The 20,220-nt window shown below is 61.6% G+C and carries 23 protein-coding genes; 11 read left to right on the top strand and 12 right to left on the bottom strand.

From position 1 onward, the window contains the following. Positions 1-85 precede the first annotated feature (85 nt). The gene (locus tag WDLP6_RS31095) at positions 86-844 is read left to right on the top strand and encodes a hypothetical protein (protein ID WP_162571070.1); all 759 of its coding nucleotides are present in this window, start codon (positions 86-88) and stop codon (positions 842-844) included. Here the strand turns inward: WDLP6_RS31095 and WDLP6_RS31090 are convergent. Continuing rightward, on the bottom strand, positions 841-2,343 hold the full coding sequence (locus WDLP6_RS31090) for a replication initiation protein (protein WP_162571069.1): 1,503 nt from the start codon (positions 2,341-2,343) through the stop codon (positions 841-843). The genes WDLP6_RS31095 and WDLP6_RS31090 overlap by 4 nt on opposite strands. 1,313 nt (positions 2,344-3,656) lie before the next feature. Between WDLP6_RS31090 and WDLP6_RS31085 the strand changes: the two genes are divergently transcribed. Then, the gene (locus WDLP6_RS31085; protein WP_162571068.1) at positions 3,657-4,145 is read left to right on the top strand and encodes a hypothetical protein; all 489 of its coding nucleotides are present in this window, start codon (positions 3,657-3,659) and stop codon (positions 4,143-4,145) included. 75 nt (positions 4,146-4,220) lie between these two features. On the opposite strand, the gene WDLP6_RS31080 is transcribed toward WDLP6_RS31085, so the two are convergent. Together WDLP6_RS31080 and trxA are read right to left on the bottom strand one after the other, a co-directional pair. Next, entirely contained in the window at positions 4,221-4,442 is a 222-nt protein-coding gene (locus WDLP6_RS31080; protein WP_162571067.1) for a DUF2158 domain-containing protein, read from the bottom strand. A 151-nt stretch (positions 4,443-4,593) separates the two neighbouring features. Next, positions 4,594-4,905: a thioredoxin gene (gene trxA / locus WDLP6_RS31075; RefSeq protein WP_162571066.1), complete on the bottom strand. Its 312-nt coding sequence runs from the start codon at positions 4,903-4,905 to the stop codon at positions 4,594-4,596. A 115-nt stretch (positions 4,906-5,020) separates the two neighbouring features. Between trxA and WDLP6_RS31070 the strand changes: the two genes are divergently transcribed. Beyond that, positions 5,021-6,169 carry a hypothetical protein gene (locus WDLP6_RS31070; protein ID WP_068673886.1) on the top strand — a complete coding sequence of 383 codons (1,149 nt, stop codon included), beginning with the start codon at positions 5,021-5,023 and terminating at the stop codon, positions 6,167-6,169. A 61-nt stretch (positions 6,170-6,230) separates the two neighbouring features. Here WDLP6_RS31070 and WDLP6_RS31065 read toward each other — a convergent pair whose 3' ends face one another. Beyond that, positions 6,231-7,106: a hypothetical protein gene (locus WDLP6_RS31065; protein WP_068673887.1), complete on the bottom strand. Its 876-nt coding sequence runs from the start codon at positions 7,104-7,106 to the stop codon at positions 6,231-6,233. A 265-nt stretch (positions 7,107-7,371) separates the two neighbouring features. Between WDLP6_RS31065 and WDLP6_RS31060 the strand changes: the two genes are divergently transcribed. Both WDLP6_RS31060 and WDLP6_RS31055 read left to right on the top strand, forming a co-directional pair. Then, the gene (locus WDLP6_RS31060) at positions 7,372-7,926 is read left to right on the top strand and encodes a hypothetical protein (protein ID WP_068673889.1); all 555 of its coding nucleotides are present in this window, start codon (positions 7,372-7,374) and stop codon (positions 7,924-7,926) included. 193 nt (positions 7,927-8,119) lie between these two features. Next, entirely contained in the window at positions 8,120-8,464 is a 345-nt protein-coding gene (locus WDLP6_RS31055) for a hypothetical protein (protein WP_162571065.1), read from the top strand. A gap of 924 nt (positions 8,465-9,388) precedes the next feature. Here the strand turns inward: WDLP6_RS31055 and WDLP6_RS31050 are convergent. The 3 genes from WDLP6_RS31050 to WDLP6_RS31040 all read right to left on the bottom strand — a co-directional run bounded on the left by WDLP6_RS31050 (position 9,389) and on the right by WDLP6_RS31040 (position 12,649). Beyond that, entirely contained in the window at positions 9,389-10,483 is a 1,095-nt protein-coding gene (locus WDLP6_RS31050) for a hypothetical protein (RefSeq protein WP_162571064.1), read from the bottom strand. A 707-nt stretch (positions 10,484-11,190) separates the two neighbouring features. Then, positions 11,191-11,640 (bottom strand): helix-turn-helix domain-containing protein, encoded by a 450-nt coding sequence (locus WDLP6_RS31045; protein WP_162571063.1) that lies wholly within the window; start codon positions 11,638-11,640, stop codon positions 11,191-11,193. Continuing rightward, the gene (locus WDLP6_RS31040; protein WP_162571062.1) at positions 11,624-12,649 is read right to left on the bottom strand and encodes a tyrosine-type recombinase/integrase; all 1,026 of its coding nucleotides are present in this window, start codon (positions 12,647-12,649) and stop codon (positions 11,624-11,626) included. The genes WDLP6_RS31045 and WDLP6_RS31040 overlap by 17 nt, the downstream gene beginning before the upstream one ends. A 419-nt stretch (positions 12,650-13,068) precedes the next feature. On the opposite strand from WDLP6_RS31040, the gene WDLP6_RS31035 reads away from it, so the two are divergent. Both WDLP6_RS31035 and WDLP6_RS31030 read left to right on the top strand, forming a co-directional pair. Continuing rightward, positions 13,069-13,506 (top strand): hypothetical protein, encoded by a 438-nt coding sequence (locus tag WDLP6_RS31035; protein ID WP_068673893.1) that lies wholly within the window; start codon positions 13,069-13,071, stop codon positions 13,504-13,506. Between the two features lie 88 nt (positions 13,507-13,594). Beyond that, positions 13,595-14,317, top strand: a complete 723-nt coding sequence (locus WDLP6_RS31030) for a DUF262 domain-containing protein (protein ID WP_162571061.1) — start codon at positions 13,595-13,597, stop codon at positions 14,315-14,317. Between the two features lie 118 nt (positions 14,318-14,435). Here WDLP6_RS31030 and WDLP6_RS31025 read toward each other — a convergent pair whose 3' ends face one another. After that, positions 14,436-14,681: a hypothetical protein gene (locus tag WDLP6_RS31025; RefSeq protein ID WP_068673897.1), complete on the bottom strand. Its 246-nt coding sequence runs from the start codon at positions 14,679-14,681 to the stop codon at positions 14,436-14,438. A gap of 112 nt (positions 14,682-14,793) precedes the next feature. On the opposite strand from WDLP6_RS31025, the gene WDLP6_RS31020 reads away from it, so the two are divergent. Then, positions 14,794-15,183: a hypothetical protein gene (locus WDLP6_RS31020; protein ID WP_162571060.1), complete on the top strand. Its 390-nt coding sequence runs from the start codon at positions 14,794-14,796 to the stop codon at positions 15,181-15,183. A 57-nt stretch (positions 15,184-15,240) separates the two neighbouring features. Here WDLP6_RS31020 and WDLP6_RS31015 read toward each other — a convergent pair whose 3' ends face one another. Then, positions 15,241-16,131, bottom strand: a complete 891-nt coding sequence (locus tag WDLP6_RS31015) for a hypothetical protein (protein ID WP_162571059.1) — start codon at positions 16,129-16,131, stop codon at positions 15,241-15,243. Between the two features lie 235 nt (positions 16,132-16,366). On the opposite strand from WDLP6_RS31015, the gene WDLP6_RS31010 reads away from it, so the two are divergent. Beyond that, positions 16,367-16,756 (top strand): hypothetical protein, encoded by a 390-nt coding sequence (locus tag WDLP6_RS31010; protein WP_068673903.1) that lies wholly within the window; start codon positions 16,367-16,369, stop codon positions 16,754-16,756. A gap of 143 nt (positions 16,757-16,899) precedes the next feature. Further along, positions 16,900-17,256, top strand: coding sequence for a hypothetical protein (locus WDLP6_RS31005; protein WP_162571058.1), 357 nt, complete (start codon positions 16,900-16,902; stop codon positions 17,254-17,256). 111 nt (positions 17,257-17,367) lie between these two features. Here the strand turns inward: WDLP6_RS31005 and WDLP6_RS31000 are convergent, their stop codons facing one another. The 3 genes from WDLP6_RS31000 to WDLP6_RS30990 form a co-directional block, all read right to left on the bottom strand. Further along, positions 17,368-18,327 (bottom strand): S49 family peptidase, encoded by a 960-nt coding sequence (locus tag WDLP6_RS31000; protein ID WP_068673907.1) that lies wholly within the window; start codon positions 18,325-18,327, stop codon positions 17,368-17,370. Positions 18,328-18,378: 51 nt separating this feature from the next. Further along, positions 18,379-18,771, bottom strand: a complete 393-nt coding sequence (locus tag WDLP6_RS30995; protein WP_068673909.1) for a hypothetical protein — start codon at positions 18,769-18,771, stop codon at positions 18,379-18,381. A 142-nt stretch (positions 18,772-18,913) separates the two neighbouring features. Further along, positions 18,914-19,321: a hypothetical protein gene (locus tag WDLP6_RS30990; protein WP_068673911.1), complete on the bottom strand. Its 408-nt coding sequence runs from the start codon at positions 19,319-19,321 to the stop codon at positions 18,914-18,916. 137 nt (positions 19,322-19,458) lie between these two features. Here WDLP6_RS30990 and WDLP6_RS30985 point away from each other — a divergent pair, with 137 nt between their 5' ends. Then, positions 19,459-20,046, top strand: coding sequence for a ribonuclease HII (locus WDLP6_RS30985; protein ID WP_068673913.1), 588 nt, complete (start codon positions 19,459-19,461; stop codon positions 20,044-20,046). Positions 20,047-20,220: the final 174 nt, after the last annotated feature.

Raw genomic sequence — 20,220 nt, 5'->3', positions numbered from 1 at the left:
TCAAGGTGTAGCCTGGGTAAAGTTATACTTCAACGCCTTAAAGTCGCAGTACAACCTGACCCGAGGCTGTCAGCAAGGAGTGACCATGAACCCCGCCGCACATGTCGCCCAGCTCCTTGAGCAATCGCCCGACTTGGCAGGTGCCGTGGCAAAAGCTGCTGAATGCTCAGTGCCACTGCTTCAGCGAGCCATGGACGACTACGGGTTGCTGTCCCCCTTGCAATGGGCACAAATCGCGGAGTGCGCCGAGGTACCGGCGACGTGGCTGGGTTCGGGCGAGCCTTGGCATCCGGACATGATTCGAGCGCTTCAGCGCAACTCCAGGGCGAAAGCCAGCAGCGTGGAACTCCAGCGTTTGCGGCGCGGCAACCTTAGGCGACTGGCGGACGCCTGCACGCATACGACCCATTTGGCGACGTTGCTGAACACGGCACCGTCGATGCTCTCTGACCTGATGAACTCGGAGACGCGGGCTGCTAGCCAGCGGCGCGCCTTCGGACCGCGACGGGCGCGAGCGATGGAGGACGCTCTTGGCCTGCCGGACGGCTGGTTGGACCGGGACGAGCCGGTACCCCCGGCTTTAGGGATGCGAGCCCGGCAGTTGAGCTCTGCCCCTCGTACACGAGCCATTGCCGCACGTGGGCCTTCGGTGGGGGGCGCTGCCGGGCTGGGCGACTGGCCGCTGCCGACGGCAGTGGCGCCAATTCACCAAACGGTGCTGGCTAAGTATCTAGACTTGGCCAAGGCTGGGGTCGTCGACGAAGCGTTCGCTTACAGCCTGCTTGGCACCTTGCTCGACAAGGAGCGCCCGCCAGGCGCTGCCGTGGCGGCAATACCGGGCTAGTCGGCCGGAACCTCCCGAGGCGATGCCGCCTTCTTTCGCGTGCCGGAAGAGATTGGCCCCCCTACAGAGATTTTGGTCGACAAAACTCTCGGGCCCTTGCTTCTTTTGGGTTCGTTGCGCCAGTCGAGGTACGCATCTAGTGATGCGTCTTCCGGAAGGGAAAGAACTCCTTCTTGCTTCGCCATCCACGCGTAGAACGTCCCGGACACGGCGGGTGTCTTGAACCCCTTTTTCGCGAACTGTTCTCGCACCAGGTTCGGAGTGTCCGGGCTGTTGAGGAAGGCCTGGAGCAGCTGGTCCTGGACAAATCGCGGCTGGCCCAAGTAGTACTTTCGAACTCGCTGCGCAATATGCTTGGCGAAATCGGCCTCATCCTGCTTCCGCGTGTCCACCGCGGGAGCCGGGAGAGCGGGGGCGTCGGCCTGACCTTCCTGCTGGGGACTGCGACCGTAGTAATCATTCTTGACCTGATGGACGAAGGCTGCAGCCTTGTCCCGGATACCCCCTTCCGCCAGGCGCTTGTCGAACGCGGCTATGTGGAGCCTGAGAACGGGCTCGTCGTATTTCGTCAGCAGTTGGTCGATGCCCCGTTCCGTGATTCCGTATTCACGCAGCTTGGCCTCGAGGCGAGGGTCCCCGGTCTGGCTGGTGTCCATGTCTAAAGCGGCCTGGACCTTCAGGTGCAGCCGGAATTGAAGGTGGGTCACCTTATTACGCGAACCTGTGGTCTCCAGCAGCTCGACGCTAAACGGACAGGCCTCGGTGCTCTCCAGCTCTCGCATTGCCGGTAAGAGAATGTCGCGCTTGAAGTAGCGATAGTTCCCTTGCTGGAGAAAGGTCTCGGCCGCATCAGGGCTCACGAGCAGCTTGACCCAATCGACAACCGGCATCCGCGCCGTCAGTTGAACGCGAATGTACCGGTGCGTGTTTTCATAGAGCGCGAGCGAATGGCCCGAATTGAACCGGTTTGCTAGGTGGATATCGATGGCCGCCCAGCGCCCTGGGCTCATGAGCATCTCGAATACATCCGGCGGAAACTCCCATTGCACCTCTCCCGAGCCGTCCGAACTCCTCGAATACTGGGATATCAGGCGGCTGGCCACCTTGTACATGTCGCCCCGCTCGCCCATCGCGTCGAAGCGGAATTCCTGGCCGTACAGGTTCTCCACGGCGTCGTAAATTCTCTCAGTTGCTCTGGTCGTGGCCCGCAACACCTTACCCAGCTCCCCCACGGTGGCGGCGAACCTGAGGACTCGTCGCTCGTCTAGAACCTTGGCCTGCAGCTCGGAAGGGATAGATTGCCAGCCCTTGGTCGTCACCAACAACAAAGCGTTGAACACCCGGCGGCAAAAATGGCTGTATTGGCCGGACACCGGGTACATGTGAACGACCTCAACGGCCTTGCGAAGTCGCTCCGGCAGATTGCTGTCGGCGAGCAAGGATAGCTGGCGGCTGTCATCGGTCAGTATCTCGCCGGTGACCCCTATGACTTTGGCCAATGGGATTTTCGCGTAGGTCGTTTGATGTGAGAAGGCTAACAGTCACCTCCTCACAGGTCAACGGCGAGCAACGAGGTAATGAGGCCGCTGTTCTTTCGATGGGCATCGGGGTCCTCGGACGAGGTTGTCTCCTTGCAAACAGACATCCCCTCATTTATCGGCGAGTTGCCACGCGGTCGAGTAGGTCCCTCAAAAAGCTCACAGGTCGCGCACGGATTCTCAGTCCCTCGAAACACTCACAGGTCGGCCTGTCCAGGGAAGGTCCCTCAAAAAGCTCACAACTGCCCGGGCCTGGCCGACACGTGCACATGACTCTCCCTCAAAAAGCTCACATGTCGGCGGTTCGGGTATCCCTCAAAAAGCTCACATGTCGTCCTTTGCGAAGCTGGCCGGTTATCCACAGCCCAGTCCCTCAAAACGCTCACATGTGGGGCTTTATGCGCCCTCCTTATGCTCACAACGGTCCCTCCAAAAGCTCCGGGTGTCCCTCAATTCGCTCACATTTGCCCCTCAAAAGACTCACATGTCCAACGGAAATTCCTTCCATATCAACAGCTTAGATGGCGTAAAGCAAGTAAACATTGAATTAAAGAAATCAAACGCATCGGTCACGAAAAGCAACGCTACTGCATTGCCTCACATCGCATAAACGACATAATACGGCATAACTTATGCGAGTTATGTTTATGTTATGCCGGTCGGACAGGCATAATTCGAAGTTATGTCGGCTGAAGACCCCGTTTACCTTGAAGCCCTTCGAGCCTTAGCGGCCGCCGGTGCGTCGGACCAATTGCTCAGCCAAGCCGTACGCGAGTTGCTTGCAGCGGGGGAGCGCACGGGCTTCTCGGCAGTTCCGCCAACGAGCGACCGTGCACAAACGGTCCCCACGCCGGCGAGCCCGCGCGACATAACGACGCCATTCGGCCTCCCCCGTAGCACCGCGGAACGGCCGGGTGGCCTGGTATCCCCCAATCTGTCCACAGGGGCGCAGCCGAAACGCAAGCCCGTCATCGTTGTTTTCAAGGAAGCCAACGGCCACCGAACGTCAGTCAGCCTGGCAGCCGACAAGTGGGCCGCCCTCCTGGAGTTGCAGCCCGACGCCGGGACGGTCACGAAACTTGTGAGGGCGGTCGGCCCGGCGGCTCCGGCGGAGGTGAATCGCAGCAGCTGGGTGTATGAGCAGGTGGTGAACCGGCTACGGCTGCCAGCGAACGGGTAGGCGGCGCGGAGCCCCACGGAGACGCCCAGGGCGGCCCCTCGTCGAGCGGGCTAAAGGCGGGAAGCTAGACGCGGTTGTTCACTTCCTCTGCACCATGCTCAAGCCCCTACTCGCGCTCACTGCTGCCCTGTACCTGGGAAGCGGAGCCGCGTCCGCACCTCCTCCCGCCGCCCCCGCCGATGGCGCCTTCCAGCTTCTGCAAGTCGGCGATGCGCCGCAAGGCGAGTGCGGGACCTACGTGCACAGCAAGGGGACGCTGCCCGGCGCAGCCAGTGTGATGTTCATGTCGACCGACCGAGTGCTCTTCCTGCGCACCGCGGACGGCGTTCGCACACTCGAGCTTGCCAGCCTGGACCAAAAACTACGGGTGAAGGACGTATTGGGCCGAGGCGACACGCTTAACCTGAAATTCCGGGCCCCGGGTAAGGAGCGCGCATGGCTCGTGGCCACTGTGTCGGAGGCGGTGGTGGACGATGACGGGGGCTACCCACTCATCGCGTTTGACGTTAAAGGGGGCTACATCTCTCCCACAGGTGCCCGGTTCGACTCGCCGAACCTGGTGGCCCACGACACCTGCCTGTAATCGGGCCTCGCGCGCCGGGCCGGGCGCGCGTGAAGAAGCCGCCTCGTGGGCGGCTTCAGTCTTGGGTGTTACCCGTTACTCAGCGGTGGGCGCCGTACCACCTTCGGGTGACGGTTTGATGCCCTTTACCTGAAAGGAATCCTTCGGCAGCACTTCCTGCTTCAGAACCGCCGCACCGTCGAACCATGCGACCTGGACGAACTTGCTGCCCTGCTCGACGCGGTCCTTGACCACGGTCAGCAGCGGGCCGCCCGACTTGAGTTCTACGACGTCGCCGACGGCGAGCTTGATTGCCATGTTGTGTGTCTCCTGCCCTGCTCGGGCGAATCTGTTGAGGAAGCCACGTGTAGGGACGTCGGAAAAATTGGCGGCCGGCCAGGAATCGCGGGGGTTGGTTTCTAACAAAAAGGCCCGCACGAAGCGGGCTGTGAAAAAAGAGGCTGACGGCTTAGGCGGCGACCATCGCTTCAAGCTTTCCTAGCGACTGGGCGCCGGTTGCTCGGGCAACGACCTCCCCGTGCCGGTAAAGCACGAGCGTGGGCACCCCGCGAATGGCCAGCTTCTTGGCGTGTTCCCGGTCCTCGTCGATGTTGACCTTGACAACCTTCAGCTTGCCCTCGTGGTTGGCCGCGAGTTGGTCCAGGACAGGCGCAAGCAGCTTGCAGGGGCCGCACCAGGGCGCCCAGAAGTCGACGAGCACGGGCACATCGGACTTGACGACGTCTTGCTCGAAGGTGGAGTCAGTGATGGAAGCAACCATTGTGTAAGTCCTAAAAAATAGTTCGGCAACCGTATAGGCAGGGCACGATTTGACTGACAGTGATAGAACTGGTTACAATACTACCAGCACCTTACTACTACAACGTACCCGCCCCATGACCCCGCAAGACCTGGCCCAGAGCTTCTACGCATTCGCACGGGGAGATGAAGCGCATCGGCGAGCACTCATCGAAGACATGTTCGAGATGCTGGACGCGCGGAACAGCCTGAAGCTGATGCGGCTGTCCGTAGAGCTCACCCGACTCAATGACGATGGTGCGCTGAGCGCCTTCGACGCTCTCATGGGCATGCTGACCTGCGAGCCGGTCCCGCTGCGCGGCTTTCCGACGAGTGGTTGGCGCGCGTACGCCCTTTCGACGATTTTCGAGCGCCCCGCGGGAGCCGTGCTCTCGCTTGCCGCCAACCCGCGCGTCATCGCCAGGTCTATCGCCGCTTCGACCGGAATCCCCGTCGAGGACATCCGGGTCGTCGCGGGCCAGGTGGCGACCCAGGACGCGTACCTGATGCCTCCTGCCGATGTCTTTCGCTTCTGCCGCGAGCTGAAGACGGCGATGGAGGTGGAGTCCAATCTCGTAGGCGCCCTTGCGCGCCGGCAGCGGCTAGCCAACCGCCTGGCGCCGGTTCTGGCCCTGGATGCTGTCAATGGATGGCGTGCGCCGGAGGCGCACCCTGTGAACGACGAAGCGCTCTTCATGGTTCTCATTCGGGGCGATATCACGCCCGGAGAAAATGACTCCGATGCCGGCCGCCCGGCCCTGACGTTCAGCGCACGCTACGAGATGGACGGCGGTATCGCCGAGCCGCTCGAGATTCACCACACCGTGCTTGGCTTTGGCACCCCCTGGGAGGTCTTCCGAGCCTCACTGCACACTGCACAGGCATTCGGGCTATGTCGACTCATGGCTCAGGCAGCGGTCGACCACCGCTGTGACCCTGCGCAGCTGCAGGTCAGCCTGGCCTTCGTTGACCACCCGGACGGGGAGAGCATGACTGCACGGGCAGCCGTCATCCATCCAGAAAAAGGTCTCCTGACGGGCGTCATCGAACACGACCTGGCGGAGCCTGACCAGTACGCGGCCGCGGTGCGCCGGATGATGGGAAATCTGCGGTTTGGGGCCCTGTCGGTCTCCGACTCTGCCTTCGGCTGCGGAGAGGTCGACAAGGGCGGCACTTTCAGATTCCTGGTGCCCGGCAAGGGTTGGCAAGAAGCGCCGGAAACGTTCGTTGCCTTTCCGCCGGTCTGACATCCCCGCTGCCTGGCCCGCGGGTCAAAAAAGGTCCGCCACGGAGGCGGACCAGGAAAAATCAATCGACCGTCAAGCGGCAAACGTAGGCTTCTGCGGCATTCGTAGCGGCCGCGCGCTGGTACGGAAGGTGGTTCCTTCGAACCAAGACGTCCGAGCCTGGCTTGGCCAGCATGTATACCCCTTGGGGGATGTCGCTGTCGAAGAAGACTTGCTGGAGCATCACATGGCTTGGTGCCAGCTTGCGCCGGCGCAGGCCTGCCTCGATGGACCGGATGCGGTCTGCGAAGGGCGCCCCCTGCCCTGCCGCTGTGTCCTTCAGGCTGTAGCCGTCACAAATGACGAACGTGCCCGCTGCGTAGCAGCCGTCCAGGACATACTGGGGCAGCGCTGCCTCCAGCTCATCCAACACGTCCTTCGGAAGGAAGCCGGGCTTGCCGTCGTCGGCGCTCACCACGAGAGGGTTCCCGACCGTGGCGAGGGCCATGAGCCGCTCCCCTGCTGGCAATAGCTGGGCGCTTGTCCCCGATTCACCGCTCAGGAGGGCCTCGTCGATGTCCGGACCGCTGCCCAGCCAAGGAGCCGGTACCAGGTGCTCGGCTTCCATTGCGGTCATGACGGGGCTGACCACTGATGCGGGCGCCGTGCCGGAAATGATTGCGGCGCTGAAGTCGATGCCGGCGCCTGGTCGACCCGACCAGTCGGTGGTGTACTGCTTCTTTCGCTTCTCCTCGACGACCGCGTGGAACGCGGCTTCAGCGGCGCGCAGCGACACGGGGCCGGAAGCCTTGGTCTGAAGCGTCGTGGCATTGCCGCGGCGTCCGTTGAGACCGTAAACGCGGTAGCCGCCCGCCATTGCCTCGATGACGATGTGGTACTCCTTGTCGGAGGTTCCCTTGCTGAAGTAGAGCTTCAGCACCTTTGATGAGTAACTCATCCATTCTCCTGTGAAGTTGTCCTTCCGCGTATAGCCCGCGGTGATTGGCGGGCCCGAGTGGCCCCGAACCGAAGAGATATTGCGTTTTAGATTAGCCGTGCTAAAATGTAACAGGCTTGCATCTATATTGGATGTCGCCTCACCCACGAGAAAGTGCATAGGAATGATTCGTCGAGGTCTCTTTTGGCTGCAAGGCCGTCTTCCCACCCGTCACATTTCCCATCTCGGCCAACCCTACATGGAGAGGTCGTACATCGGAACGGCGATGGGGCTGCGCTTCTACCTGCACCGATTCGTTGCTTGCGACGCTGACGGCCTTCACGACCACCCGTTCCTGCGCAGCCTGTCGCTCATTCTGGCTGGCTGGTACTACGAGGACCGGTGGTCGGGCCGTGTCGTAAAGCGCTTTCTCAACTACATCGGGCCAGAGTGCTTCCATCGCGTGGTGCTCCCCCGAGAGGCACAGCACGATGTCTGGACCTTGTTCATCCATAGCGCTCGCGTGAAGCAGTGGGGCGCGTTGCGTCCGGCTTTCAAGGGCCGCCATGGTCCGGTGCTGCTTTACGAGCCGCAGTCGGAGCCCACCGACCCGGAGTTCTCCAACTGGCACCTGCGGGCGGCCACCGGTGCGCAACTGCGTGCGAATCCGGCGCTCAATATCAGCGGACCGGCGTTCTCCATCGAGCTGGGAAAGAATGCGTACGCCGTGGGCCTTGCCAAGTATCCGGAGTCCGCGCACCGGCATTCTCTGGACATTGACCAGGCTGGCTTGCCAGAAGACCCGAATCCTGGCCAGCGTGCTGCCGTCCAGATGGGCTGAGCTTGCCCATCAGCCGCCGACGGCCCGACGGGATATGCCGGGACTTTGCTTTGCACCTGTGTAGACCGTTCTGACCACCCTCCCCCTTGAGCTTCCAGGCGACCTCGAGCTGCCGCGGTGGTGCGAGGGCGCGCGACTGGCCTACAGCTTTGAAATTGGCCAGGAGACGTCATCGAACAACATGATTCGGGGGATGGCGCCCAAGGCCTACATGGCACTTCGCCGGTTGTGGACGGTGAAGGTCTTCAGCCGGGGCCTTGCCGACCGGAGGCCTGCCGCGCCGCTCGCGCAGGCTGCCTTGGTCGTGGTCCGTAGGTCAGCCGGCGAGCTCGATTGGGACAACGCCTATGGCGGGCTCAAGCCAATTCTCGATTGCCTGGTTGTCAAATCTTCCAAGAATCCGAGTGGCCTGGGGCTGGTGACCGACGACAGCCCCAAGCATATGCCCTACCCGCCTTGGGTCGTGCAGCGCAGTGCGCCGCGAGGGCGCGGGAACGTGCACTTCGCCATCTTCGGCCTGGCGCCTGTGGCCGCCTGAGGCTGTTTTTTTCGACTGGGAAGCTTGTTCCTTCAAATCCACGAACCCTTGACCTTTGCCACGAATGTCTTTCTCTTCTTTCTTTCTAAAACGCAGTGACTAGAAGCCTGTGGAGCTTGTGAATTAGGCAGGAGTCCTGTGGTCAAGGTCGTGGGCAACCCAAAGGGTTGTCCATGAGCTTGTCCATCAGGAAGCTGCCGGTCTCCGAAGGAGAAATTCACAAATCCATAGGCTGGGGATGGGGTCCGGGGAAGGGGTTTCGCCTTCACGGGTTGGCCGCTGGCAGTGCTTCCGAGCCTGCTTCCAAGCCGGCAGGTTTGCGCTAAGCAGGGGTGGGAAAAAGTTTCCGGAGAGCCTCGCTACACGGCGGACCATCAACTCCCCCATGTACTGCGATGTCTTGCATCGGAATCCCCACCATCAAGCCTCCTGCCTTCTTCATCGATAACCAGTCGGTCATCAAACTTCATCTGTTCTCAGCAATGAGTCAGGGGTACGTTGAGCGTGCCTACTGCCCGGACACCCTGCAGTCGGTCTACGCAAGCTTCGTGGACCACGCCATTGCGAAAGGGCTCTGGGAGGTCAAGGACCACAAGTTGCGCACTCTCTCCGAGGTTGAGTCCGAATCGTGGCTGGGAGAGTATGAGGACCTCGTGGGCCACATGTCCGATTTTGGGCGGCGGCAGACTGCTGCGGGTGAGGCCTTGGGAAAAGCTCTGCCCGGCTACAAAGCGGAGTTGGCTCAAGGGCAACGGCCATTGCCCGCGTCGACTCGTGAGCTAGCCAAGGGACTCATGAGCCACATGGCAGCTAGCGGAGGGATGGCGAATATCAATGAACTGCTCCCTTTCACTTCGGAATATGGCCCGTGCTTGAGCCCACGCATGACAGAAGAGCTGTACGACCTCCGCGCTGAACTGTCCGTCACGTCAGCTGCGTCATCTCGTCGGAGACGCGCGGACTGAACGCTTCCCAGTAGCGGATAACCGTCGGGATGGATATTCCCAGGGCCCGCGCAATGACTTTCGGATGGGTCAGCCTCCCTCTGAAGAGGGAGGCCATGGCCGTGGTGAACAGTTCGTGGGCGCTGACCCCTTCCTGGTTCAGGATGTAGCGCAGGCCTTCCGGCGTAAACGGTCGGCCAGGCAGTTGTCCTGGGAACAGGTAGTCATCAGGCGCCAGGAACTCGCCCCTTGCCTCTTCAATGGCGGCCAGGTAGTCCAGGAGCATCCGTGCGAGTGGCTCGGGCAGCGGAGTTGAAACCGGGCCGAACCTTGCGAACACGCGGCCATCTTCGTGGACCCTGAACACCTTCCTGCGCAGCCGACATACCTGCACGGCCTTGCGCGCATACAGCAGCATGAACAGGCACATCAGCGCGTTTCGGGGGTGCACGGATTCGTCATGGAGCCAGCGTTGAATCAGGGCGCGAGCCCGCGGCTCCGTGAGCAGGTGATGGTAGGGCAGCGCACCCTTGGGCGGTGACACGAGCTCCAGCTTCTGGAACAGCCTCTCGCGCCGGTTGAGGTATTGAATGAACGAGTGCAGAGCATTGCGTTGCCCAGGCAGTTTTGTCACAAAACGCTCAAGGGCGAGCCGGTCGATGGCATGAACCGAGGTCACGTCGTCATCCAGCGTCTCCAGAAACCGCTTTGCTGCGCGCAGCAGGAGCGTGACGGTACGGTCCGTGAACCGTTCGTGGTCACCGACCCAGCCGTGCTCACGCCAACGCTGTTGGCAGCGCATCAGGAACGCGAGGTAGCGACGCAGGATTTCCTGTTGCCAGCCGCTTTCCACTCGAGCGAGCAAGCGACTTCGCGTACTCATGCCGGAATGGGCGACTGACTGCTCTAAATCGACGCGAGCATTGGCATATCGCGCAGCCATCCAGCTGAAGGGGACCTTGTGCCGACGCAAACCCTCGGTTCCAAAAGTGTTGAGCAACGCGATGGAGGTTAGTTCGCCGGCAGAGGTACAAAGCTCTCCCACCGCCGCAAAGAACCTGGCGTAGCGTCTCAACTTGACCTTGGCGCGTCCGTTGAGGAGCTGTCCGGCGTAGGCCCCCGCGAACTCGAGGAAGCACGCGCGAGCCCAAGGTGCCGCAATCTGGCTGGCCAGGCTTGCTGCTTCCTCCTGGACGCCGCGGCGTCGGTAGCAGCGCTCACACTCGGTAGACGAATGTCGCCGGCCCTGCTCCCCGCACGACGGGCACTGGAACGGTTGGCCGCTTGCGCAATGGCGGCAAAGCGGGTGGCCTTTCGCATCGCGTGCAAAGACACGCCGGTGCTTTCGGCAACCTCGGCATGTCTGGCAGTCACCTCGGGCGCAACCTGCGCAGACCCGCTCCGTCAGGCCGATGGCTCGGTTGCTGCTGAAGTGACGGCTTTCGCGACCACAACGGCAGCAGGTCCTGGGTGGCTCGTAGAAGCGTCTGCAGTACGCGCAGACGTGGCCACCAGGGACTTCGAACGAGCGTCGAGAGACCGGTTTAGCGCAACGCAGGCAGCCAGGTCGCGCCGCGGCCCGGCAACTGCGGCACAGCGCCTCACCCTGCCCGAGGTACGTCCTAGTGGAGGCACCGCAACCGCTGCACGCCACGGCGATGAAGTCGCGCTGGTAGCACGCAAAGCAAACAGGTCCGTCGGGAAGGAAAGCCTGCGGCTCGTCTGTGAAGGTCTTGCACAGCGCGCAGGGCTCGCTCGATTTGGCCGAACTGGTGTTGCTGCTCATCCAAGTTCATCCTCGTCCAGGCGCAGCACCAACGAACTCATGTCGGGTCCGCAGACACCGTCGTCCGGCGCCGGCGCGATGGTGGCCGGCGGTTGCGTGCCGTCGGCCCCCGTCACCGGTGGCTCCCCTCCCTCCTGGCGCGGGGCCTCTGCGACGGAGGCCTTCGTCGGCGTGGCCTTGACCTGCCTTCTGCCGGTACGCGAAAGCCTGAGCAGCTCGTCGGCGCGGCAATCGAGCTCGACCATCAACGCCAGGATGAGCTCGGTGCTCAGGCGCTGCGGCAGCTGGGAGACGATACGGGCCAGCTGGCGGTGGGTGATGTCCACCTTTCGGGACTGCAGTCGCCGATGCAGCTCGGCGCTGCTACGGATGCCCCGCTCGGACATGACGGTATGCAGCCGCCACTGCAGCGCGGGGGCCTCCTGGACGTCAATCCGAGTCGCCATCGTCACGTTCCTTCAGGTTCCTCTTGATGACCTTGCTGAAGTCTTTCTGTACGAACTTGTCGGGGAAGTGGGTGTACCCCTGCGTCGTGGCTTGGTGGCGGTGACCGTGGCGAAGCCGCACGCTCTCGGATGACAAGCCCAGCATCGTGTTGTTGGACACCGAGGTATGCCGCAGGCAATGCATCACAAGCTCCTCGGACAGACCGGCCAGGCGCCGCATTCGCACAAAGGACCGGTAAAGCGCGCTGTAGCTCAGGCGCTTGCCTTGCTCAGAGAGGAACAAGGCCTTCTCCCCGTTGGCCGCGTTGCCCAGGAAGTCTGGGCGTACCTCGTCGAGGTACCACTGCAGGAGTCGGCTGAGGTCTGGGTTCAGGATGGGGACGCTGCGCCACACGCCCCCTTTGCCGTAGACCCTCACCAGGCCGAACCGTCCCATCTTCGGATGCTTGGGGTTGCGCTCAAAGGAGTCGATGTTCAGTCCCAAGACTTCGGCTGCGCGCAACCCGAGCTCGAGCACGGTGCAAAACACGACCTTGTCGCGTCGCAGCGCTTTCAGTGCCTTGGAGCGTTGCTGGTGAGCCAGACGAATCTCGAGGTCCATGCGTTCGATGAGGGCCTGCGTCTCGTCATCGGTGAATGACCGTCGGCTGCTGTCGGCCTCGAGCTCTCGTACACGCACGTGCACGATGCAGTTCTCGGGCGTTGCGACCTGCACGAGCTCCTGCCCAGTGACGTCGCGCACGCGTTGCCGTAGCCGCGGCTCCCTGCCCACGTAGTCGTAGAACAGGCGCACGCTGGACTGGTAGCGCCGCTGCGTGCCCGCGCTAACCCCACGCTGCTGAAACAGGCTGTCGCCCCACTGCTCGAAGTGGTGCGGCTGCGTATGGCCTGGCGGGCATTGGGCATGCCGCATGAAGTCAAAGATGATGCCTTCTTCCAGGGTGACGGTCCGCTCGCGATGGCGAAGGCTGCCTCGGTGGACGCGATAGGCCTCCAGGAGTTCATCCACGAGCTGCCGATGGGAGTCATTGGCCCAGGACAAGCGTTTTAGACGGGTCGGTTGCGCGTCTAAAGCATTACGGTTAGTATTCAAAGTACAACGAACTGTATTGTTGAGGGAGTGCTGCGCGATGAGGGTCTTGCAGCCGTCCCAGTATGACGTTTTAGGTCATGAAGTCGCAAGAGGTGACATGTGAAGCGGCGCTTCATGTGCGCCCATGACGTTGGATGTCGAAGATGGACATCTGTTGGCGCGGCATGCGCGCCTAAGTCATTGATGCAAAAAGGGAAATCCGCGCTTTAGCGACCCTGAAGGGTGCCCTGCGAACCCGATTGATTCGGGTGCCTATATGGTGCATAGGAAACATTTTTTGGTTGTTCGCCAGAGTTCGTCATCGAGCGCTGCGCGTCGTCCATCGAGGCACACATATGGAAATCGCAAACTTTATTGGGTCGCTGGTAACACTAGCCCTCGTCGTTGCTGCCGTCGGCGGTATGACAAAGGTACTGATTGTGTCTGTCTGGGAGCAAGGTCTCCTTGGCAAGCAAATCAGTGGCGCCGAAGCATTCCTAGCCATGTTGAAGGCTATGTTGAAGCTGTCACGCTTCTTCATGTCTCACATGCTGGCTACGGGATGTTCCGTAGCCATGTTATTTGCGTCCATTGTGATGGATGCGAATTTCACTGCTTCGTTGGGCTATTCAACGATTGCTTTTGCAATCGCTGTGCTCGCAACGCCTTCTGCGATGCGCGTTTTGAGGGCTTCTGCTCTCAGTTTCGTGCTTCGATTGAAGTTGCGCAGCAAACCGCTGCTTTTTTCTGAACCCCTGATTCATCATTCGCAAGCTTCCCGCTTGCACTCCTGATTCCAAACCTCGCTTAACGCGAGGTTTTTTTTGGCCTCCCGCGACCGTCAGCTATACGGCGCAGGACAACATCACAGGACTAGAACGAATGAACATTCAGCAAAATTCGGTGTTCCTCATCAACCTGCTGAAGGACCTAACCAACGCGCGGCTCTTGCCCGCCGGCTTCCAACGCCCCTACGTTTGGACAAGGGCCGATGTAATGGCGCTTTTGGAATCCATCCTGCGCGGCTACCCTATCGGCGCCTTCCTGCTCTGGTCCCCCTATGGCCGGGCCGACATCAGTCAAGCCGGCCGTACAAGGCTGGGCCCCGTGCACATGCTGCGCGGGAACTCCACGAGTTCGCTGCTACTGGACGGCCAGAACCGGCTTGCGACCCTCGCTTGGGTGGCCCGTGACGAGGCGAGCCCCCTTCCTGACGACCTGACGACTGCCGAACGAGCAGTGTGGGCCGACGGCAAGGCGCTGGTTGCCAACCTCCGGGAGAAGAAGTTGGAGTTCGTCGACCAGGCAGAGGCTGACTCGGGATTCCGGCTGCCGGCGCGAGCCCTGCTCAGCAGTCTGGTCGCAAGCCCGCTGATGCGCCGCCGCTGGACCAACGAGTGGGCTGGTTTCGAGGAAACCGTTCTCAACGATGGCCTGAAGTGGTTCGACGAAGCTTCTGGGGCATTCTCAGGAGCGCGCGTGGTGGTCACCGAGATGGAGTACGCCACTGCGCAGGAAGCAAAGGACGCGTTTTTGCATATCTGCAAGGTCGGCGTCCCCATGGCCGCAAGCGACTTCGATGCCGCGCTCTCTTGGGTTCCGTGATGGGCCCCGCGGGATGATTCATCCCCCCGCAGCTTGAGCTGCCGGGGGATTTCCTTTTTGGCTGAAAAAAATCCCCTGTAGACAAGGAGTCGACAGGGGATTGAAGAACGAGGCGCCTTTACGCCGCCTCGAGTGCAGCAGCGCTGACCGCGGCATAGTCCTGAGCGTCCATTGGGACGCCGAGTACCTGATAGTCCGGCGTCCGCAGACAGGCGACGACGAACGCTTCCAGGGCAACCCCGTGGAGTTTGCCGTCACGCACGCCTTTGCGCCGCATATCGGCAACAAGGTCGATGTCCGTGTGCCAGTACTTGCGGCCTTCGAAGAAGCGCCAGTTGCCGATGAACACGATTTTGTTGGGCATGGAGATGCTCGCTGAGTTGACCTGCTCGGTATAGGGCCGCCTTGCCGGCGTCTCTACAGGAAGTAGTACATCGGCACGTTGTGCCCCTCCTGTAATCAAAAAGGCAACATAAATGGCGCAATTTAACGTCGAATTCGACGCTACCGGCTTTACCCGCAACGCTACGGTCTCCGCAGGCCAGTTGAGTGACGCGTTCATCCAGGCGTTCAATGCCCGTCACGCGAAGGCTCGGACCTTCCCGAAAGGCGTGGCGACCCTGGTGCGCGGCCAGGTTTGCCCGGAGCGCTCTGGTAACCGAGCTGGAACCCGCTGCTTTGTCACCATCGTGTTGGCAGTCGAGGCCCCACATGAGGAGGCCGCGGAGAATTTCTATCCTCCAAGTGCTTTCCTGAAGCTCCTCTTCGATGTGCTGGGCGAGAACCAGGGCAACGAAGCCTCTCTCAGCCTGGAGCGAGGATGGGAAATCACCGCCATCGAATCGCTCGAAACCGAACTGGCCTAGCCATCATTCCGAACACTCCCCTTGAAGCAAGTGCTTTGAGGGGAGCTTTTTCGTGCTTCAGGCGGGGGTCGCCAGGTACTCGTCGCGTTTGACAGGAGTTGCTCGAGGACCACCCCTGCCCGAATGCTGCTCCCAGTACCCGAGGACCAACTCCATGATGGGTTCCACGTTCTTGCCGGAAAGCGCGTTTGCCTCTCGTCGATGCTTCAAGGCTTCGGCACACTTGAAGGCTGCTTCGAGCTCCTTGCGTCGTTCGAGCGGCACCTCCTTTGGATGCTGAATCGCAGCTGCAAAGGCCTGTACCTCCGGCGCCCGGCTTTCCTCCTTCGATGCGACGACCAGCAGTGCTGCCAGGGCGCCAGCAGGAAGCCCGCTGCGGCCCGCTCGAATTGAAATGGGGTCGAGCACCTGAATACCCTTGCGCAGCTCGTAGACGGCCTTACGGATGTCGCGGTCGCCGGCAGCCGCAGCGACAGCTGACACGGCCTGGCCTCGCACGAAGGCCGGGCTGGTGAGCTTGCCCAGAAGGCCTGAGCGACGTAACCCTTCCTCAAATGCATCCCGGCCCCGCTTGACGGCCGCGCGGCTATCGACGGCGTCATAGAGCTTCTCTGCATCCGTGATGCTCTCGCAATCGGCAACCCCCAGCCACACCTGGGCAGGAGCAACCTTCCCCTCGTGCAGGATGGCGGTGATGCGGGTGTACCCGTCAATCAGTCGAGTCTTTCCGTCAGCAGTCCGTGCTGCAAGAAAGTTGACGTGCAGGGGGTTGTCGGAACCTGTGATGTGTCGAGCTTCCTTAGCGCGGCGCAAGTGATGGCGCTGTACGCGAAGCACGGACTCCTTGTACATCCCGAGCACAACATCGAAAGGGACACGGACCCAATGCATGCGGTCCGCGGTGGGTGAATCAGGGCCAACGAAGGCGGGGAGTTTGGGAATGTCCATAAGTGCACCTTCGCGTTGGCTCAGTTTGAATCCAATTACGCGGGCTATCGCGACGTTCGGAGAATAGCCTTTCCAGTGCCTTTGCGCCAGATTGGGCGCACTAACGGAGGGGGAAGTGTTGCCGGCCAGCTTCATCTCGCCGCCCCAACCTTGCGGGAGCGAGCCTGCGGTTCGCGATGTGCTCGCCAAACTCATATGGCTACACCGAGCATCTAACCCAACAGGAGCGCTACCTTTGTCCAAGTACGAGACCACCCTCGTTGTTCACGCCAGCGCGACCGCAATCAACGCGTTCAAAGCCGAAGTCCTGCCTCTTCTAAAGGCGAGAGGGGTCGAGGTTCGGCGCGAGGAACCGACCGCCATGTGGCTGCACGAGACCAAGCCCTCGGAGAGCATCTTGTCGGACGTCTGTCATGGCCTCTCTCTTCTGCGCCCGGCTCTTTCGCTGTTCGTCAGCCTGGACCGTGGACCAGCGGGAGAGCAGCTTTGGTACGTGCGCGAAGGAGAAACGCTTGCGTATCGGCAATCCGGTGGCCACGAAGGCGCAGAGGCGGTCAACCGCGAGTACGGACCGGTCGGCTTTCTTCAGGCAGCCTTCGAGCAGTTCTGCCTTCGCTCGGACTAGCAGCTCTCCGATTCCTCCGTGAAACGCCCTCCCCCGAGGGCGTTTTGCCGTGTTGGCAGCGGCGGTGCCTAAGGGTTAGACCTCGCCGCCGGCCACTCGAGCTCGTATCTAGACGAGGCAGGTTAACTCAGTAAGGACGCTTCATGAACGCCATCGCTCTCCCGCACTCTTCGGTTCCCGCTGTCGAGTACTCGCATTTCGACCTGGTTCATTGGCTCAAGGTGAAGGCTGCGCGCGCTCAACGCAATGCCTTCTACCCGTCGCACCACTACGTGCCCGGCCATCCCCTGGTCGGCAAGCAGGTCATCGACAAGACGACCGGCCGCAAGTACGTCGTGGAGAATGTCCGGAAGGACTGGCTTCGAGGTTGGTTCCTCCGAGCCCAGCTTGTGGTCAACGGCAGCCACCGCGTCTGCCTCATCGACAACTTGTGCTGCCGCGACGCAGGGATTCTCAAGGAAATCGACCGCTTCAAGGCAGAATTCTCGACGGTTCACTAAGTCTCTTCTTCTGCGCCTCCCCAGGAGGCGCTTTTTTCTTGCCAGTCGTAGACCGGGTTGGGCCATGAGGAAAGGCGCCAATGGCGCCCTCCTTTGGACTCAGCAATGACCCTATCGGGGAAGGAGTTGCGGGCCTTCGACCTCTGGCTTGAGGAGCGCCGCAGCTTGCACGCTGACGCCCGAGATGAGGGACTCCAGCAGACCACGCGCCGGCGCGTACTCATGGATGTTCTTGGTGCCGAAGCTTGCCTGGGCCGCAGATTCGATATCTCCGAGGGTGTCAGCAAGGCCGAGTTGAACGGCCTCTTCGCCCGTCCAAACGGTTCCCGAGAACAAATTCGGTGTCTCCATGTGAAGTCGGGCACCCCGGCCGGCCTTGACCGCATCGATGAAGTGCTTGTGGATGGCCGACAGGAGCTCCGACTGCTTCGTCCTCTCGTCGTCCGTCTGGGGCCCGAACGGGTCCATCATGTTTTTTGACTCACCTGCGGTCACGACCCGGCGTTCCACGCCCAGCTTGTCCATCAGACCCTGGAAACCGAAGCCCTTGGTAATGACGCCGATGGAGCCAGCGATGGTGGAGCGGTTGACCACAATCTTGTCCGCTGCGACGGAGATGAAGTACGCGCCCGAGGTCATCATGTCCTCGGCGACCGCCACCACTTTCTTCTCCGGGTATTGCTTCTTGAGCTGCAGGATGCGGTCGTTGATGAGCGCCGACTGGACCGGCGTGCCTCCCGGGCTGTTGATGCGCAGGATGACGCCCTTGGCGTTCACGTCAGCGAAGGCCTTCTCCAGGAGGGGATTCAGCCGCTCGGCGCTGGCCGCCTTGCCTGGTCCGATTTCGCCTTCGATGCGAATCATGGCAGCGTATCCACCGGGAACGATGGGCTGGGCCGCGGACTTGAAGAAGCCGAAACCGAGCACGCCCAGATAGCTCAGGCCGAGGGTCGCGATGACCGCGTACTTCGCGTAGGTCAATCGGCGGGAGAGCCGTCGGTCCGCGAGGAGGTCGTCGAACATGCGACGCTCGAGCGTCTCTTTGCGGTCAGGAGTGTATTCAGTTGTCATCGCGGGTCTCGCTTGGGGTGGCACTGCCTGGGGGCGACCCGCTCGGGGTGGTCAGGGTCTTCCGTCAGGGTTGGACGGCTCGTATAGCGAAAGCACCGCCTGAAGCAGCCGATGGGCGTCCTCCTGCTCCACCTTCTGCGAAACCCAGCCGAGCAAGGTACCCACCAGCGCCTGCTCGAGGATTTCCTCCCTCCGGGCTGCAGTTGGAACTTGCAGGTAGCCCTCGCATTCCACAACGCGGGCAACGTCCTTTGCCAGCAGCGACTCGGCAATATCGCTCTTGAGGAGCCGTGCAGCATCGTCCGGCAGGCCGGCCTGAAGGATGAGAGTGACGGCCTGCGATTGGGCGCGGTGGATGACGTCCAGTGCCATGGCTTGTGCCAGCACGGAGAGCTTGCGGCGGCTGTCGTTGTAGGTTCGTTCCGTGAGGGCCGGGAATTCCATTGGGTGTGCTGCGTAGAGTCGTTTGCACATCTAGAGCATTCGTTTAGCCGGAAGTACTCTTTGGTGCTGGCTCTGCGTTCTTCGTTAGCCTGGCAGGCAGAAGAAAACGCCCCGGAAGGACCAAGGCGTTCGTTCAATCAGTTCAGCGGTCGTACACGGCTTGGATGACCCTGAAGAGCCCAGCCAGCTTTTCGACGTCCTTTCGGTTGTAAAGCCGGTTGCGGTGCCCACAGCTTGGGCAGACGAATTGACCTTCACCTCGATGCCAGGTGTCGCCGCCGCTGCAGCCATGCGGGCCCTCATACCAGTGCGTCTGGATGTAGGTCAGTTCGCCGATGGAGGTGACCGCACCGCAGCCTTGGCCGAAGTTGTTGCGCTCGCAAGCGACGGGCGTTTGTCGCAGCAGCCCGCTTCGGATTTTTCGCAGGCGGTCCATCTCCGCCTGTACGGCGGCAAGTTCAGCCTCATTTTCCGCCAGCGCTTGGTTGAGCGCGACTGAGCTTAGAGGGTCGGTCGCATTTGCATCGGTGGGCGCAAGAGAGATTGTCATGTCATTCCTTTCTGTTGGTCCTGCCCCGGTGTAGCGAAGCCGCCCGGGCCAGCGGCTAAACGACGGCGCCTATAGGGGGACGGACCAGAGACTTGGCGAATCCCTCGAAAAGCTCACAGGTCTCGAAATGGCGCCACATGAGCAATTCCCCCTTCAAGCTGGTTTGCGGTGTTGACGAAGCAGGCCGCGGCCCGCTCGCGGGGCCTGTCTATGCGGCTGCGGTCATCTTCCGCGACGTCTTGGTTCCAGGCCTCGACGATTCAAAGAAACTGAGTGCACGCCGACGCGAGGCTCTTCTGCCGCTCATCGAGGAGCATTGCTGGGTAGGCGTCGGGGTGGCCACCGCCGAGGAAATCGACAAAATCAACATCCTGCAGGCGACCTTCCTGGCCATGGAGCGCGCCGTTGCCGCCTTGCCCGTCCGTCCGGACCTGATTCGCGTTGACGGAAACCGGCTGCCACGCTTCGAGAACTTTGCAGCCAACCAGCTGGAGAGCCTGGTCGGCGGTGATGCCCTATGCCCGCAAATTTCCGCCGCGTCCATCGTTGCCAAGGTGCGCAGAGACCGGCATATGGTCGAGCTGGACGCGCGTTACCCCGGCTATGGCTTCTCCAAGCACTCCGGGTACGGCGTTGCCGCCCATATGGAAGCACTACGCACGCGCGGTCCCTGCCCCGAGCACCGGCAATCGTTTGCTCCGGTCCGGGCGGCCGCGCGTCGATAGGAAAGCCATCGCGCCCGACCAAGGAAAACTCCGTCGAGGTGGCGGGGTCCGGCGGGAATCAAGCGGCTGCTAACAGCTTGCGCTGACCCGGGAGCGCAGCGGGCCCACCACCGCGATTCACTCCCCGCCCTTAGGGATAGCGCCCTTAGCCTTTTGCTGTGTTTCGCACGGAGT

Origin of the sequence: Variovorax sp. PBL-E5 (assembly GCF_901827185.1) — a bacterium.
In the GTDB taxonomy this organism is placed as follows: Bacteria; Pseudomonadota; Gammaproteobacteria; order Burkholderiales; family Burkholderiaceae_C; genus Variovorax.
Note: the sequence above shows the minus strand (reverse complement) of the source record. Positions and strands in the feature narration are given on the sequence as shown.

Excerpts from the sequence above, each read along its gene's own strand:
- WDLP6_RS31005 (WP_162571058.1), top strand. The coding sequence starts at position 16,900 with ATGAACGCCATCGCTCTCCCGCACTCTTCGGTTCCCGCTGTCGAGTAC.
- WDLP6_RS31055 (WP_162571065.1), top strand. The coding sequence starts at position 8,120 with ATGGCGCCCAAGGCCTACATGGCACTTCGCCGGTTGTGGACGGTGAAG.
- WDLP6_RS31060 (WP_068673889.1), top strand. The coding sequence starts at position 7,372 with ATGGGGCTGCGCTTCTACCTGCACCGATTCGTTGCTTGCGACGCTGAC.
- trxA (WP_162571066.1), bottom strand. The coding sequence starts at position 4,905 with ATGGTTGCTTCCATCACTGACTCCACCTTCGAGCAAGACGTCGTCAAG.
- WDLP6_RS31095 (WP_162571070.1), top strand. The coding sequence starts at position 86 with ATGAACCCCGCCGCACATGTCGCCCAGCTCCTTGAGCAATCGCCCGAC.
- WDLP6_RS31065 (WP_068673887.1), bottom strand. The coding sequence starts at position 7,106 with ATGAGTTACTCATCAAAGGTGCTGAAGCTCTACTTCAGCAAGGGAACC.
- WDLP6_RS31025 (WP_068673897.1), bottom strand. The coding sequence starts at position 14,681 with ATGCCCAACAAAATCGTGTTCATCGGCAACTGGCGCTTCTTCGAAGGC.
- WDLP6_RS31080 (WP_162571067.1), bottom strand. The coding sequence starts at position 4,442 with ATGGCAATCAAGCTCGCCGTCGGCGACGTCGTAGAACTCAAGTCGGGC.
- WDLP6_RS31015 (WP_162571059.1), bottom strand. The coding sequence starts at position 16,131 with ATGGACATTCCCAAACTCCCCGCCTTCGTTGGCCCTGATTCACCCACC.
- WDLP6_RS30995 (WP_068673909.1), bottom strand. The coding sequence starts at position 18,771 with ATGGAATTCCCGGCCCTCACGGAACGAACCTACAACGACAGCCGCCGC.
- WDLP6_RS30985 (WP_068673913.1), top strand. The coding sequence starts at position 19,459 with ATGAGCAATTCCCCCTTCAAGCTGGTTTGCGGTGTTGACGAAGCAGGC.
- WDLP6_RS31070 (WP_068673886.1), top strand. The coding sequence starts at position 5,021 with ATGACCCCGCAAGACCTGGCCCAGAGCTTCTACGCATTCGCACGGGGA.
- WDLP6_RS31000 (WP_068673907.1), bottom strand. The coding sequence starts at position 18,327 with ATGACAACTGAATACACTCCTGACCGCAAAGAGACGCTCGAGCGTCGC.
- WDLP6_RS31045 (WP_162571063.1), bottom strand. The coding sequence starts at position 11,640 with ATGGCGACTCGGATTGACGTCCAGGAGGCCCCCGCGCTGCAGTGGCGG.
- WDLP6_RS31020 (WP_162571060.1), top strand. The coding sequence starts at position 14,794 with ATGGCGCAATTTAACGTCGAATTCGACGCTACCGGCTTTACCCGCAAC.
- WDLP6_RS30990 (WP_068673911.1), bottom strand. The coding sequence starts at position 19,321 with ATGACAATCTCTCTTGCGCCCACCGATGCAAATGCGACCGACCCTCTA.
- WDLP6_RS31085 (WP_162571068.1), top strand. The coding sequence starts at position 3,657 with ATGCTCAAGCCCCTACTCGCGCTCACTGCTGCCCTGTACCTGGGAAGC.
- WDLP6_RS31035 (WP_068673893.1), top strand. The coding sequence starts at position 13,069 with ATGGAAATCGCAAACTTTATTGGGTCGCTGGTAACACTAGCCCTCGTC.
- WDLP6_RS31030 (WP_162571061.1), top strand. The coding sequence starts at position 13,595 with ATGAACATTCAGCAAAATTCGGTGTTCCTCATCAACCTGCTGAAGGAC.